The organism is Arthrobacter sp. MW3 TE3886, assembly GCF_041262145.1.
GTDB lineage: Bacteria > Actinomycetota > Actinomycetes > Actinomycetales > Micrococcaceae > Arthrobacter.
Window position 1 is genome coordinate 3,523,432 of record NZ_JBGCAN010000001.1, and the last position, 14,161, is coordinate 3,537,592.

13 protein-coding genes and 1 pseudogene are annotated in these 14,161 nt (G+C 67.0%); 1 reads left to right on the forward strand and 13 read right to left on the reverse strand.

The window, feature by feature from the left end; all coding sequences use genetic code 11:
- Positions 1 to 5 precede the first annotated feature (5 nt).
- From ftsX to ABH915_RS16070, 10 genes are all read right to left on the reverse strand, one after another.
- On the reverse strand, positions 6 to 920 hold the full coding sequence (ftsX, locus tag ABH915_RS16025) for a permease-like cell division protein FtsX (RefSeq protein ID WP_018775246.1): 915 nt from the start codon (positions 918 to 920) through the stop codon (positions 6 to 8).
- Entirely contained in the window at positions 917 to 1,738 is an 822-nt protein-coding gene (ftsE, locus tag ABH915_RS16030) for a cell division ATP-binding protein FtsE (RefSeq protein WP_370123098.1), read from the reverse strand. Before ftsE ends, ftsX begins: the two co-directional genes overlap by 4 nt.
- A 206-nt stretch (positions 1,739 to 1,944) precedes the next feature.
- A complete protein-coding gene (gene prfB / locus ABH915_RS16035; protein WP_018775243.1) occupies positions 1,945 to 3,060 on the reverse strand; it encodes a peptide chain release factor 2 in 1,116 nt (371 codons plus the stop codon).
- A gap of 127 nt (positions 3,061 to 3,187) precedes the next feature.
- Positions 3,188 to 3,601: a pilus assembly protein TadG-related protein gene (locus ABH915_RS16040; RefSeq protein ID WP_370123102.1), complete on the reverse strand. Its 414-nt coding sequence runs from the start codon at positions 3,599 to 3,601 to the stop codon at positions 3,188 to 3,190.
- A gap of 35 nt (positions 3,602 to 3,636) precedes the next feature.
- Positions 3,637 to 4,089, reverse strand: a complete 453-nt coding sequence (locus ABH915_RS16045; protein WP_370123105.1) for a hypothetical protein — start codon at positions 4,087 to 4,089, stop codon at positions 3,637 to 3,639.
- Positions 4,070 to 4,495 (reverse strand): TadE family protein, encoded by a 426-nt coding sequence (locus tag ABH915_RS16050; RefSeq protein ID WP_370123108.1) that lies wholly within the window; start codon positions 4,493 to 4,495, stop codon positions 4,070 to 4,072. Before ABH915_RS16050 ends, ABH915_RS16045 begins: the two co-directional genes overlap by 20 nt.
- 3 nt (positions 4,496 to 4,498) lie before the next feature.
- Positions 4,499 to 4,750 carry a hypothetical protein gene (locus tag ABH915_RS16055; RefSeq protein WP_370123111.1) on the reverse strand — a complete coding sequence of 84 codons (252 nt, stop codon included), beginning with the start codon at positions 4,748 to 4,750 and terminating at the stop codon, positions 4,499 to 4,501.
- 236 nt (positions 4,751 to 4,986) lie between these two features.
- The gene (locus tag ABH915_RS16060) at positions 4,987 to 5,928 is read right to left on the reverse strand and encodes a type II secretion system F family protein (protein ID WP_370123113.1); all 942 of its coding nucleotides are present in this window, start codon (positions 5,926 to 5,928) and stop codon (positions 4,987 to 4,989) included.
- The gene (locus tag ABH915_RS16065) at positions 5,925 to 6,779 is read right to left on the reverse strand and encodes a type II secretion system F family protein (RefSeq protein WP_018775237.1); all 855 of its coding nucleotides are present in this window, start codon (positions 6,777 to 6,779) and stop codon (positions 5,925 to 5,927) included. Before ABH915_RS16065 ends, ABH915_RS16060 begins: the two co-directional genes overlap by 4 nt.
- Positions 6,779 to 8,002, reverse strand: a complete 1,224-nt coding sequence (locus ABH915_RS16070) for a CpaF family protein (protein WP_026266742.1) — start codon at positions 8,000 to 8,002, stop codon at positions 6,779 to 6,781. The genes ABH915_RS16065 and ABH915_RS16070 overlap by 1 nt, the downstream gene beginning before the upstream one ends.
- 291 nt (positions 8,003 to 8,293) lie before the next feature.
- On the opposite strand from ABH915_RS16070, the gene ABH915_RS16075 reads away from it, so the two are divergent.
- Positions 8,294 to 10,801, forward strand: a complete 2,508-nt coding sequence (locus tag ABH915_RS16075) for a lysozyme (protein WP_370123116.1) — start codon at positions 8,294 to 8,296, stop codon at positions 10,799 to 10,801.
- Between the two features lie 98 nt (positions 10,802 to 10,899).
- Here the strand turns inward: ABH915_RS16075 and ABH915_RS16080 are convergent, their stop codons facing one another.
- From ABH915_RS16080 to ABH915_RS16090, 3 genes and pseudogenes are all read right to left on the reverse strand, one after another.
- Positions 10,900 to 12,309, reverse strand: a complete 1,410-nt coding sequence (locus ABH915_RS16080) for a sugar nucleotide-binding protein (protein ID WP_370123119.1) — start codon at positions 12,307 to 12,309, stop codon at positions 10,900 to 10,902.
- Positions 12,310 to 12,312: 3 nt separating this feature from the next.
- Positions 12,313 to 13,312: pseudogene (gene rfbB / locus ABH915_RS16085) on the reverse strand (dTDP-glucose 4,6-dehydratase).
- A 31-nt stretch (positions 13,313 to 13,343) separates the two neighbouring features.
- Positions 13,344 to 14,099: a glycosyltransferase family 2 protein gene (locus ABH915_RS16090; RefSeq protein ID WP_370123122.1), complete on the reverse strand. Its 756-nt coding sequence runs from the start codon at positions 14,097 to 14,099 to the stop codon at positions 13,344 to 13,346.
- Positions 14,100 to 14,161 lie beyond the last annotated feature (62 nt).

The following is a 14,161-nucleotide window of genomic DNA, read 5'->3' on the forward strand; positions in this document are numbered from 1 at the left end:
CAAAGCTAGACCCGCAAGTACCGGCGGAGGGTCAGCAGGGAGGAAATTCCGGCCAGGACGACGCCCAGGCCGATCAGGGCAGGCACCAGGATCAGCGTCTGCCCGGGCGAGATGAACGCGGTGTCCGGATACTGCTTGGACATCACGCCTTCGAGGAAGAAGTGGGCCACGGCCCACAGGGTGCCGGAGGCCAGGGCCGCACCGATCACCGCGGCGATGACGCCTTCGAGGATGAACGGCAGCTGGATGACCATCTTGGAGGCGCCCACCAGGCGCATGATGCCTGTTTCCCGGCGGCGGCTGAACGCGGAGAGCCGGATGGTGGTCGCGATCAGCAGGATGGCGCAAATGATCATGACGCCGGCGATGCTCACGGCCACCAGCGACGCCGCGTTCATGGCCGAGAACAGCCGCTCCAGCAGCTGCCGCTGGTCGATCACGGTCTCCACGCCGGCCTGGGAGGAGAAGGTCTCGGAAATGATCTCGTACTTTTCCGGGTCCTTCATGTTAATCCGGAAGGACGCCGGCAGCTGGTCCGGGGTCACGGAGTCCACGATCGGGGAATTGGAGAACTGTTCCTTGAAGTGCTTGTAGGCGTCGTCCTTGGACTCGTACTGGAAGTCGTTGACGTACTGCGCCACCGCGGGAGACTGCAGCAGCGTGCGCAGGTTGTCCTCCTGCTCCGGCGTCGCGGGCCCGGTGGCGCAGCCGGGCGCCGTCGAACCGTCACTGCAGAGGAAAATGGCCACCTGGACTTTGTCGTACCAGTAGCCCTTCATCTGGTTGATCTGCAGCTGCAGCATGCCGGCGGCGCCGACGAAGGTCAGCGACACGAAGGTCACCAGGATCACGGAGATCACCATGGACAGGTTGCGGCGCAGGCCGCTGCCGATCTCGCCCAGGACGAATGCAAGCCTCACGCCTGGCCCTCCCCTGCGGTGCGGAGTTCGGCGCGGGCTTCGGCGCGTGACCCGGCCCGGGGCGGGAGAACTTGCGGCTGTTCGTCCCGTCCGCTGGCGTCGCGCAGGCGCCGCGACTGGCCCACGACGGGAATCATGGAGGTGTAGAGGGCCTTGGCCTCGTCGCGGATCACGACCCCGTTCTTCAGTTCCACCACCCGTTTGCGCATTTCGTTGACGATGTCGTCGTCGTGCGTGGCCATCACCACGGTGGTGCCGTTCTGGTTGATCTTGTCCAGCACGCCCATGATGCCCATCGAGGTGGTGGGGTCCAGGTTTCCGGTCGGCTCGTCGGCCAGCAGGATGCCGGGGCGGTTCACGACGGCGCGGGCGATCGCCACGCGCTGCTGCTCGCCGCCGGAGAGCTCGTGCGGGAGGCGGTTTTCCTTGCCTTCCAGGCCGACGGTCTTCAGGACCTCGGGGACGGTGTCGCGGATGACGCTGCGGCTCTTGCCGATGACCTGCATGGCGAAGGCGACGTTGGCGAAGACGGTCTTTTGCGGCAGCAGGCGGAAGTCCTGGAAGACGACGCCGATTCCGCGGCGCAGGCGCGGTACCCGCCAGCTGGAGATGTTGGCGACGTTCTGGCCGGCGACGTAGACGGCGCCGGAGGAGGCGCGGTCCTCTTTGAGGACCAGGCGCAGGAAGGTCGATTTGCCGGAGCCGGAAGCTCCGACGAGGAAGGCGAATTCGCCACGGTCGATCTCAAGGTTGATCGAATCCAGCGCCGGCCGCGCCTTCTGGTCATAGACCTTGGTGACATTTTCGAAACGGATCATGGCCCTTAGTACCCTGCAGGACGAGGCCGCGGGGGCCCGGTTCTGCTGCCGGCGCAAGGGCTTTCGTTTGGGGGAAGTAGAGCTCCGGCCCCTCGACTATACGCACGGGTAACGGCGGATCGGCCGGAACGGCGGGGTGTGTCGCGCGATTGTCAGGGACCTCCCAGCGGAGGCTCCCAGCCGGGCGCTCAGTCGATGCGGCAGGCCTATTTCTCGGCGTTGCGGTTGTCCGTCCGCCAGCGGATCCCGGCGTCGATGAAGTCGTCGATTTCGCCGTCGAACACGGCCGACGTGTTGCCGACCTCGTGCTCGGTGCGGAGGTCCTTGACCATCTGGTACGGGTTCAGGACGTAGGAACGCATCTGGTCGCCCCAGGAGGCCTTGACGTCGCCGGCGAACGCCTTCTTCTCGGCGTCCTCCTGTTCCTTCTTCAGCAGCAGCAGGCGCGACTGCAGCACCCGCAGGGCGGCGGCGCGGTTCTGCAGCTGCGATTTCTCGTTCTGCATGGACACCACGGTGCCGGTGGGGATGTGGGTCAGGCGCACCGCGGAGTCGGTGGTGTTGACCGACTGGCCGCCGGGGCCGGAGGAGCGGAAGACGTCCACGCGGATCTCGTTGTCCGGGATGTCGATGGAGTCCGTCTGCTCGATCAGCGGAATCACTTCCACCGCCGCGAAGGAGGTCTGGCGGCGGCCCTGGTTGTCGAACGGGCTGATCCGGACCAGGCGGTGGGTGCCGGCCTCGACGCTGAGCGTGCCGAAGGCGTACGGCGCCTTGACCTCGAACGTGGCGGACTTCAGCCCGGCTTCTTCGGCGTAGGAGGTGTCCATGATGGTGGTCGGGTAGCCGTGGCGTTCGGCCCAGCGCAGGTACATGCGCAGCAGCATTTCGGCGAAGTCCGCCGCGTCCACGCCACCGGCGCCGGCGCGGATGGTTACCACGGCTTCGCGTTCGTCGAATTCGCCGGAGAGCAGGGTGACGACTTCGAGGTCGGCGAGCGCCTTGCGGACCGATTCGAGTTCCGCGGCGGCCTCGCCCATGGAGTCGGCGTCGTCTTCGTCCTGGCCGAGTTCCACGAGGACCTCGAGGTCGTCGATCCTGGCCACGAGCTTGTTGAGCCGTTCGAGCTCGGTCTGCTTGTGCGAGAGCTTCGAGGTGATGACCTGGGCGGCGGCGGGGTCGTCCCACAGATTGGGTTCACCGGCCCGCTCGCTGAGCTCGGCGATGTCTTCCTTGAGCGCCTCGACGTTCGAGACGTTCTCGATGGACGCATAGGTGGCCCGCAGCGCGCGGATTTCAGCGGGAAAATCAATGTTTGCCATGGTTTTTTAAGCCTACGCTATGTGTCCTAGCCCTCTGACCCGCCCGGTTGACCTGTCACTTTGGGTTGCCTGAAGGCCTGGTTGGCAGCATCTACTGATAGGGCAACCGGAGTGGTGGGCCAGCAGCTCAGCGGCTGAGGCGGGAGCGCGCTGTCGACGTCGCCTCGATCCGGATGCCGTCCGGCACCAGGAAGTTCACCACCGGCGGATGGACAGCTGCGCTCAGCACCACGACGGCGGTGGCACCGTCCGGGCTGCCGGTGGACGGCGCCACGCTTAGGGCGCTGAAGCGGTCGAACGCGCCGTTGCGGCCCAGATAGTCGACGGCGGTGCTGCGAACCCTCGCCCCGCTGAGGACGGCGGACGGTGTACCGCCGGCGTTGCCCAGCTGGCCGAGCGTGAAACTGTCCGCAGCGGCCACCGAGGCGCCGTCCGCGACGGAGAGCAGCTTCTTGTGCTCGAGGTAGACGCTGGAGGCCGCCATCACGACGGTGGCGACCAGCAGGGCAATCAGCATGAAGCCGATGCTCAGCACCAGCACCTGCCCCTCCTGCCGGCGGGCCCGGGGCCGGACTCTCACCGGAACCTGCCCACCAGCTGGGTTGCCGACGCGCTGAGCCGGCTCGCGTTCAGATGCAGTGCGTCGCTGAACGGCACAAACGGCAGGGGCACTGAGAGGTGGACGGTGACCGTCACCGCCGAGCCGGGAGCCAGGCAGTCGGCGGGCTCGCAGCGGGTGTCGACGCTGGCGTTTTCCGCCGGTTGGCCGTAGTCGGCGAGCGCCAGCAGCACGGCTTGCTCGGCGGCGGCCCGTCCGCTCCCGGCGTCCGGCTGGGCGACGTAGACCTTGGCGGCCTGGTCAGCAGCGCCGACCACCGCGAACGACCCGCCCTGGATCTGAGCCACGGTGATGATGAAGTACACCAGCGGCACCATCAGCAGCGCGGACAGGAAGACGAACTCGACCACGGCGCTCCCCTCGTCCGCCGAGGTGCCGGGCTCCGGCCATTCAACGCTGGATGGCCGCATGGCCCTTCACCTCCAAGAGCGCCCGGGGACCGATGAAGCCGATGACCGGCAGGGGTGCCCGGACGGTCACCTCCAGTGTGCGGATGCCCTGGAACGTCGATTCGCTCGTGGCCACGTCCCGGGCGAAATCCGGGTTGAGCGCCGCGGTGATCAGCTGGACCGTCCGGTCCCTGGCGTCCCCGTCGTCGCGGTCGGCCAGCGTGCCGTATCTGGCGCCCGAGGCGGCGGCGTCGATGAGCGTATTCCGGACGTGAAGTACCAGGGTGAGCTGGACGATCGCGAGGAAGAGCAAGGTGAGCATGGCACCGATCAGCACGAAGTCCACCACGGCGGCGCCTCGCTGAACATCCTTGCGGTGCTGCCGGCTATTGCCGTGGCGCCCGGTCCCCCTGCCCTGGGCTGCCATTGCCTACTGTCCGACCTTGTCCATGGCCTGGTTGAAGAGTCCCTCGAGCGCGGGCCCGGCGAGGGCGAGCAAGGCGGCCACGAGGACAGCCGACATGAGGGTGATCATGACCCAGCCGGGGACGTCGCCGCGCTGGGGATTGGCGACTCCCGCGTCAGGATGGTCCCCCGCCCGCGGTCGCGACGGAGCAGACCACCAGGTCAACATGCTGAGCGCGCAGGCCGCCAATGCCGCCCGGGTTCCGAAGTTCTTCACCGTGTCCTCTTTCCTGGTTTTGGTTTTTTGGTTTTTCTGTTTTTCTTGGAGTCCTGTTTTTGGATCTGACGGGTCGTGGTGTGTCGCCGACGGATCGTGCTGCACGCCAGGCTGGCCGGCGAGCTGCAGGGCGTTCTTCGTATCCTGTTCCCTCCTCGTATGACTTTTCTTGAGTCCTGCCCGTGCCGGCCGGGTGGGCCGCCGCCGGCTGTTGGTCGTCGTCGTGCGCCAGGCGCCTAGAGTCCGAGACTGATGGCGGCCAGACCGGGGAAGACGGCGAAGATGACCGTAAGCGGAAGGACGCCAAAGACAAGCGGCACCATCATGCCGATTTCCTTCTTGCCGGCGGATTCCATGAGCTCCCTCTTGGCTGTGTCCCGGACATCCTGTGCCTGCGCCCGGAGGACGTCGGCGAGGGGTGTTCCACGTTCGACGGCCACGATCATCCCGTCCACGAAACGGAGCAGCGGCCCTTGATCGGTTCTGGACGAGAACTCGTGGAGGGCTTCCACGAGGGGCTTGCCGGACCGGGTCTCGGCGAGGACACGGCCGAATTCCTGCGAGAGCTCACCCCGTGCGCTGCGGCAGACCCTGTCCAGGGCGCCGGTGGCACTTTCGCCGGCGCTGACGGCCAGGGCCATGAGTTCGGCGATGCTCGGAAACTCCGCCATCATCCGCGTCTCCCGTTTCTTGATGTGCGCGCCCAACAGGTAGTCCCGGAGCAGGAATCCGCCGACGGCGCTTCCCACGACGGCGACGACGGCGACGAACGGGCTGAAGCGGCCGACCGAGCCGGCGAGCGCCACAACTCCTATCGCCAGGACGAAGCCGCCCGCCGCCCAGAGGAGCTGTTCAGCCCGGAAGTCCACGGCTGTTTTGGCGCTGCCGGCGCGGGCAAGCCTGCGGTTCAATGCTGTTGCGCCAAGGTTGATCCCGCCCAGGGACCTGGCACCGTCCCGGATCGCCGGGCGGAGGATTCGTTCCAGCGGCCCAAACGGCGTGACATTCCGCGGGGCGGTGCGCAGAAGCCGGGATTCCAGGTTATGGGTTCGCAGTTGCGGTTCGATACGTTCCACGAACGTCGTTGGGCGCATGAAGGGCAGCCGGACGAGGAACAGCCAGAGTCCGGCCCCGAGCACGGCCCCGCACACCGTGGCGCCGGCCATCAGTCCGGTCATCGGAGGACCCGTTGTTCTTCCGGCAGCGCCCCGATGCGCAGCATGAGGGCGTAGGACAGCAGGGAGACGGCAAGGCCGCCCAAAAGGACGGCAGCGCCGACCGGGGTGTTGTACGCCATCACTGCCTCAGGACGGCTGGCCAGCAACACCAGGACAATCCAGGGCGCAGCGACCGCGAGGCGTGCGGCGTTGACGGTCCAGGACTGCCTTGCCTCCAGTTCACTCCGGGTCCTGGCACTCTCCCGCAGGAACTCCGCGAGGGTGCCCAGCAGCCTCCCGAGGTCCGAGCCGCCCACCTCCCGGGTGAGCCGGAGGGCCTCGACGATCCGGTCCGCCACGGGATCGGCCAGACGGTCCTTGAGCCGGGTGAGTGAGGGATCGAATTGGCCTCCCGACCGGTAGTCGGAGCCAAAGTCCACAAACACGTGACGAAGCTCCACGGGGCCCTTGTCGCCCAGCTGGATAAGGGCCTCCGGCAGTGACAGGCCGGCCCTGATGGCTGAGCGCAAATGATCAACGACGTCGGGCCAGAGCTGGCGGAGGACAGCCGTGCGCTTTCTGGCACGCCACCGGACCATCGCCATCGGCAGCCAGCCGCCAAACAGGCCAAAGCATCCCGAGATCGGCCAGGACCCGGTGACTGCGAAGAACGCGAGCGTTGTGAATGCCCCGAGCCCAAGGCACGAGGCGAGCAGCCCTGCCGCGCTGACCTTTTCGATGCCCGCCGACCGCAGGAGGTCCTCCAGCCGGCTGGTCCGGGGCTTGCGCGGCACGCTCTCAGGCTTCTCCCACGCAGACCACCAGATCAGCAGGAGGCCGGCGCCGCCCAGCATGCCCACCAGCGGCGCCATCACCGCTGCTCCAGCAGCGCCGCGACGTCGTACCCGGATCGGGCAAACTTTTCCGCGGCGGGCATGGAGTTGGCCTTGGGCAGAAGCTGCCCGTCCGACATCGTGAACACCATGGAAGACTCGATGATCCCGTTTTCCACCCGCCGGCCCAGGGACAGGATCTCGGTGACCTGCCGGCGCCCGCTGGCGTGCCTGCTGCAATGGACCACCAGGTCGATGCAGGACGCGACAGTGGGAACTACGAACGCACTCGAGATGTTGTCGCCGGCGAGCAATGGTAAGGTACAGATTTTTGTCACGGCGTCGTGGGCGGAGTTCGCATGTACGGTGCACATCCCGGGAAGCCCGGAATTCAAAGCGATGAGCATGTCCAGGCTCTCGGCCTCCCGGACCTCCCCGACCACCAGCCGGTCCGGCCGCATGCGCAGGGCCTCCTTGACCAGGCGGCGCAGCGGAATCTCGCCCTGCCCCTCCAGGTTCGGCTGACGGCACTGAAGACCGACGACGTCGCGGAGCGGCAACTGCAGCTCAAAGATTTCCTCCACCGTTATAACCCGTTCGCGGGTGCCGATGCTGGCGGCGAGGCAATTGAGCATGGTGGTTTTGCCCGCCTGGGTGGCGCCCGAGACCAGGATGTTGAGGCCGCTGGCGACAGCCGCACCGAGGAACCTGGCCGCCTGCGGGGTCAGCGTTCCCAGCTCCACCAGGTGCTCGAGCCGGCTGGCTTTGACCACGAACTTTCGGATATTGATGGCCCAGTGACGCCGGGTGACGTCCGGGATCACGACGTGCAGCCTGGAGCCGTCCGGGAGCGCCGCATCCACGAACGGGGAGGACATGTCCAGGCGCCGGCCCGAGCTCTTCAGCATCCGTTCCACAAGGTCCCGGACCTGCTGGTCCGTCAGCGAAACAGAGGTCAGCTCCGATTCGCCATTGCGCGCCACATAGATTTCATTCGGCGCGTTGAGCCAGATTTCCTCGATGCCCGGGTCGTCCAGGAGTGGCTGGAGCGCGCCGAAGCCCGCCACAGCGTCGAAGACAAATCTTCGGGCCGACTCCAACGGGCCCAGCGGGGGCAGCGGCGCCAGGAGGGCCCGTTCGTCATAGTCGCTGACCGCCGCCTCGACCAGGCGCCGGACCTCCCCGGACTCCCGCAGGGGGTCAAGGCCCCGCCGGCGGATCAGTTCACGGACCTCGTCCTCAACAATGCGTACAGCCTCCACGCGGACCCCCATATGACTGCCGCCCCTGTGCCGGGGCGATGGGGTTAAAACTAGGGGCGGGCCACCGGCCCGACAAGGGGTGCCGGGCGCCCATGTGGATAACCGGCAGGTTTCAACATGACAACTTTCACTTTGGCAACACTTGAATCACTGGTCTCGGATGTCGGCCGGTGTTAGGGTGAGCGCGTTAAGTCAGACATTCTCTCAGCCCGGCCAGCTCTCCTCGTAGCCCCTCGGGCGCGAGACCGTGTGGCGCGGCTCCCACAGCGTGCCATTGCCCCGGAGCGGAACATGAAGCGCACCCCACATCCCCCCACCAGCCACCGATGCCGCCGGCCCGGGGCCATTCTCCTCGCCGCCACCCTGCTGGCCATCACCGGTGTTCCGGCGCCTGCAACCGCCGTCGAGCCGCCGGCCACGCCCTCGGCATCTGCCACCGCGTCCGCCACGCCGGCTGCCACCCCGACGCCGACGGTCACGAGCACCGTTCCGGCGCCGTCCGCAACGGCCCGCCCGGCCGCCACGACCGCCCCGGCACCGGCCCCCTCACCGTCACCGACCGCAACGCAGGCAGCGGCACAGGCCGCGGCGGCGCCGGGCGGCGTCAAGGACCGGGCGGCCATGGCCGCGGCGGTCGGCCCCGGTGGTGCCGAGATGGGCCAGCGCTCCGCCCGGGTCAGCGCTCCATCGCCTCTGCTGAAGGCGACCACCCAGTCCGCCGGCATTGAATCGCTCACCACGCAGGGCACGTGGTCGCCGTCGTACGGGGTCAAAGGCCTGGACGTCAGCGGCCACCAGACCAGCGTCAACTGGCAGAGCCAGTGGAACATGGGCGCCCGCTTTGCCTACGTCAAAGCCAGCGAAGGCAACTACTTCACCAACGATTCCTTCGCCGCCCAGTACGGCGGCGCCCGCAGCGTCGGCATGATCCGGGGCGCCTACCACTTCGCGATCCCGAACTGGTCCTCGGGAGCGGACCAGGCACGCTTCTTCGTCCAGAACGGCGGCGGCTGGAGTGCCGACGGCCGGACCATGCCCCCGGTCCTCGACTTCGAATTCAACCCCTACGCCGGCCGCACCATCAACGGCTTCTACTTCGGCAACACCTGCTACGGCATGTCCCCCTCGCAGCTGACGTCCTGGGTGCGCGACTTCGGGAACACCATGCGGGCCCTCACCGGCCGCCTTCCCGTCATCTACACCAACACGTCGTGGTGGAACCAGTGCACGGCCAACGCGCCGGGCTTCGGCGACTACCCGCTGTGGGTCGCGTCCTACCCGCTCTCCGCCACGGACAACGCCGGGCCCGTCCCCTCCAGCTGGAGCGTTTTCAGCATGTGGCAATACAGCAGCACCGGGCCGTTCGTGGGCGACTCCAATATCTGGAATGGCGACTATGCCTCACTCCAGCGCTTCGCCGGGACGCCGCTGCCCACCGGGTCCTTCGACGACCTCTCCGTGACGCGCGACGGCGCCGCGGTCTCCCTGCGCGCCCGGGGCTGGTCGGCAGACCTGGCCAAGACGTCGTCCTCGATCCAGACCCACATTTACGTCACTGATCCGTCCGGGACCACCAAGGGCTACGCCTGGCAGGCCAACCAGCCCCGGCCGGACGTTGACCAGGCACTCGGTTACGGTCCGTTGCACGGCTTCGACGGCACGGTCCGGATCACAGCTTCGGGTACCTACAAGGTCTGCGCCTACGCCATCGGTTCCTTCGGCAACACACTCCTGGACTGCAAGTCACTCCGGGCCACCGGCGTGGAGGCACCGACGGGGTCCTTCGACAGCTTCGGCCAGGTCCGCACGGCCGACAAGGTCACGCTGCAGCTCAAAGGCTGGGCGGCCGACCTCGCCAACCCCTCGGCCTCCAGCTATGCCGACGCCTACGTCACCGACCCGGCCGGGAAAACCACCGGGTACCGGATGACGGCCAACGTCGCCCGGAAGGATGTCGCGGACGCGACCGGCCTGGGGCTGGCCCACGGCTTCGACTACCAGGTCAAAGCCACCGTTCCGGGATCGTACCGTGCGTGCGTCTACGGGATCGGCCGGAACGCCAACGTGCTGCTGTCCTGCAAGACCACAAATGTCCAGGCCAACCCCGCACCCTTCGGCTCCTACGATTCGGTGTCCCTCACCCAGGCGCCCAACGCCGCGAACTTCCAGGTGAGCGGATGGGCACTGGATCCGGTGCAGCCAGGGAAGAGCGTGCCCGTGCACGTCTACGTCCAGTCGCCCAACGGAACCAATCCCGGCTACGCCTTCACCGCGAACCGCCCGCGCCCGGACGTCAATGCCGCGCTGCAGACGGTCGGTGACCACGGTTTCCAGGTCTCGGTCCCGCTGACCCGTGCCGGGAAGTACACCGTGTGCGCCTACGCCATCGGCATCGCCCCGGTCACGGCCGGCAATACCCTGCTGGGCTGCAAGTCCATCAGCGCAAGCCCAACCCCGGCCACCATGGGTTACCTGGATGCGGCCTCGATCCAGGTCGCCAGCGGCAAAGCCTCCATCAGGGCCTCCGGCTGGACCTTGGATCCGTCCTTCCCGGCCTCATCGATCCCGGACCACGTCTACGTGACCTCGCCTGACGGCGTCCGGAAGGGGTACGCCTTCATGGCCGACCAGAAGCGCCCGGACGTCAACCGGGCCCTCGACACGGTCGGAAATCACGGCTTCACGTCATCGGTCCCCATCACCCAGCGCGGCCAGTACCGGGTGTGCGCCTACGGCGTCGCGGTCTCGATGCTGAGCCTGAACAACTCCCTGCTGGGGTGCCAAAACCTCACCTATTAGCCCCACCTGACTGACGCCGCATAACGCAGACCGGCCCCCGCACATGCGGGGGCCGGTCTGCGTTGTGGTGCCTGGGGCTGCCCTTAAGGACCGTTAGATCAGGAACCGAGGTAGTCGCTCAGCCGCTCAGCTGCGGAGGGAACGGTGAACCCGGTCGCCTTGATCTTGTCCAGCGTGAGGGCGCTGTTCAGCGGCCGCGGCGAGACGGCCTTGCCCTTGAAGTACTCCTCGGTGCTCACACCGGTCACGGCCTCCCGCGGTTTGCCGGAGAGTTCGTAGACGTCCGCGGCGATGTCCGCCCAGGACTGCTGCTCGCCGTCGTTGCTGAGGTTGTAGACGCCGTACTCGGCGCCCGATTCCAGCAGGTGCCGGATGCCGGCGGCGATGTCTTCGGTGAAGCTCAGCCGCCCGATCTGGTCGTCAACCACCGACGGTTCGATGCCGCGCTCGGCCAGCGAGGCCATGGTGCGGACAAAGTTGTTGCCCTCACCGATCACCCAGCTGGTGCGCACAATGTAGTGCCGGGGCACCACGCTGACGACGGCGTCGCCCGCGGCTTTGGTCTGGCCGTAGACGCCCAGCGGCGCCACCGGCTCCGATTCGTCGTGCGTGGCGCGCGTGCCGTCGAAGACATAGTCCGAGGACACGTGCACCAGGGTGAGGTCGTGTTCGACGGCGGTGCGGGCCAGCCGCGCCACGGCCGTGACGTTGACCGCCCAGGCGGCCGTGCGGCCCTCGGCCGACTCGGCGGCATCCACCGCGGTGTAGGCCGCGGCGTTGATGATCGTGGAGTAGTTCTTCCAGTTCCGTCCGGCGAAGGCGTCCTCGCTGCCGAGGTCAAACTCGTCCCGGCCGGCAAACTCAACGGACGGGTCGCCGTCGTACTGCCGGCGCAGGGCCTTGCCGAGCTGGCCGTTGGCGCCGACCACGAGGACCTTCTTCGGCGGCATCGGCGTGACGTCCGCCAGGCGCGGGTGCGCCTTGTCCTTGTCCGAGAGTTCGGCCTCCTCCAGCGGCACCGGCCAGCTGATGGCCGCGGTTTCGTCGGCGAGGTTCAGGAACGTGTACTGGCCCTGGGCGTCGGCGGACCAGTGGTCGTTGACGAGGTAGGTGTAGGCGGTGTTGTCCTCCAGCGTCTGGAAGGCGTTCCCCACCCCGCGGGGAATGAAGATGGCCTGGCTGGGGTCCAGCTCGGCGGTGAACACGGCGCCGAAGGTCGGGCCTTCGCGCAGGTCCACCCAGGCGCCGAAAATCCTGCCGGTGGCCACGGAGATGAACTTGTCCCACGGCTCGGCATGGATGCCGCGGGTGGTGCCGGCGGATTCGTTGAACGAGATGTTGTTCTGCACCGGACGGAAGTCGGGCAGGCCAAGCGCCACCATCTTTTCCCGCTGCCAGTTCTCCTTGAACCAGCCCCGGTTGTCACCGTGGACGGGAAGGTCGTAGAGGACGACGCCGGGGATCGGGGTTTCGTGCGCTGTGAGCTTCTTCGAGAACTCGATCGACATAATCTACTGGCCTTGTTCCTTGTACTTCGCTTCCGTGGCGGCCTTCTGGGGCCGCCACCAGTCCTCGTTGTTCCGGTACCAGGCGATGGTGTCTTCGATGCCGGCCTCGAAGTTGGAGAACTGCGGCTCCCAGCCGAGTTCCTCGCGCAGCTTGGTGGAGTCGATGGCGTACCGCATGTCGTGGCCGGGCCGGTCCACCACGTGCTCGTACGCGTCCGGCGACTGGCCCATGTGCTTGAGGATCAGTTCGACGACGTCCTTGTTGTTCTTCTCGCCGTCGGCGCCGATCAGGTAGGTCTCCCCGATCCGCCCCTTGGCGATGATCGCCAGGACAGCGGACGAGTGGTCGTTGGCGTGGATCCAGTCGCGGACGTTCTCGCCTTTGCCGTACAGCTTGGGACGGATGCCGTCGATCACGTTGGTGATCTGGCGCGGGATGAACTTCTCCACATGCTGGTACGGGCCGTAGTTGTTGGAGCAGTTGCTGATGGTCGCCTGCAGGCCGAAGGACCGCACCCAGGCGCGGACCAGCAGATCCGAGCCCGCCTTGGTGGAGGAATACGGGCTGGAGGGGTTGTAGGGCGTGCTCTCGGTGAACCGCTCCGGGTCATCGAGCTCGAGGTCGCCGTAGACCTCGTCGGTGGAGATGTGGTGGAAGCGCTTGTTGTGCTTCCGCGCGGCCTCGATCAGGGTGTAGGTCCCGATGATGTTGGTGTCCAGGAACGGACGCGGATCGTGCAGCGAGTTGTCGTTGTGGGATTCGGCGGGCGTAATGCACCACGACGTCGGACCCGGCAACCAGGCGCTCCACCACAGCGGCGTCGCAGATGTCGCCCTGCACCAGTGTGAAGCGGTCCGCAGGCAGGCCCGCCAGCGACTCCACATTGCCCGCGTAGGTGAGCTTGTCGAGGACCGTGACGTGGTGGTCGGTATTCTGCAATACGTAGTGGACGAAATTGGAGCCGATGAATCCGGCGCCGCCGGTGACGAGGAGTTTCTGCATGAGGCCAGCTTACCGAAAGGCCGTTGCCGGCTCAGACGCGCCGGCGGGTCCTCCGGAGGGCTTCGACCATGAGCCGGACCAGCATTACGCGGGCCGCGACGATCTTGGGCAGCGACCGCAGGCCGGCTGGCGTCTGGTTCGATTCGTGGATCCGGCGGTAAATGGTCGACTCGTCGAGGTGGGTTATCGATCCGGCGACATTGCCGCAGATGGCCAGCCAGAGATCGTGTGATTCCCGGACGTAAGCGGGAATGGGGGTGAAGTAGCGGGCAGCCTCCCGGCGGAAGGCCATGCCGCAGCCGTAGTACGCCCGGTACCCGATCAGGATGGCGAACAAGTTTGCCAGGTGCCGCCGCGAGTCCGCGGACTTCAGCCGCGGAATCCAGGGCCGGCTCCCGCCGCCCAACATGTCGAAATTGCTGGCGACCACCAATGAACCGGACAAGGCAGCGAGCATCAGCTCCAGCCGTCCCGGAATCCAGACATCGTCCTGGTCGGACAGGAACACGTACTCCCCGCGGCTCAGCCGGATCGCTTCCTCGAAGCTGCGCACGTACCCCCGGTTGACAGGCGAGCGGACGAGGCGGATCCGCGGATCATCGATGCCCTCCACGATCGCGGCAGTCTCGTCGGGGGACGCATCATCGACCACGACGAGCTCGTCGTCGGGACCCAGCTCGGCGAGGATGGACGCTATCTGCTCCCGGACAAAGGCCGCACCCTTGTAGGTGGCCATGCACACGCTGGCCCTGATCTTCGGTATGCCGGGGCCATTCTCGTCGTTCATGCGAACCACTCTAGGCGACTCCTGGGCCAGGGGCCGGTGCGGGGCAATCGCGTATCATCGTT

Coding starts and splice junctions, on each gene's coding strand:
- ftsE (WP_370123098.1), bottom strand. CDS start 1,738: ATGATCCGTTTCGAAAATGTCACCAAGGTCTATGACCAGAAGGCGCGG.
- prfB (WP_018775243.1), bottom strand. CDS start 3,060: ATGGCAAACATTGATTTTCCCGCTGAAATCCGCGCGCTGCGGGCCACC.
- ABH915_RS16045 (WP_370123105.1), bottom strand. CDS start 4,089: ATGCGGCCATCCAGCGTTGAATGGCCGGAGCCCGGCACCTCGGCGGAC.
- ABH915_RS16050 (WP_370123108.1), bottom strand. CDS start 4,495: ATGGCAGCCCAGGGCAGGGGGACCGGGCGCCACGGCAATAGCCGGCAG.
- ABH915_RS16060 (WP_370123113.1), bottom strand. CDS start 5,928: ATGACCGGACTGATGGCCGGCGCCACGGTGTGCGGGGCCGTGCTCGGG.
- ABH915_RS16065 (WP_018775237.1), bottom strand. CDS start 6,779: ATGGCGCCGCTGGTGGGCATGCTGGGCGGCGCCGGCCTCCTGCTGATC.
- ABH915_RS16075 (WP_370123116.1), top strand. CDS start 8,294: ATGAAGCGCACCCCACATCCCCCCACCAGCCACCGATGCCGCCGGCCC.
- ABH915_RS16080 (WP_370123119.1), bottom strand. CDS start 12,309: ATGTCGATCGAGTTCTCGAAGAAGCTCACAGCGCACGAAACCCCGATC.
- ABH915_RS16090 (WP_370123122.1), bottom strand. CDS start 14,099: ATGAACGACGAGAATGGCCCCGGCATACCGAAGATCAGGGCCAGCGTG.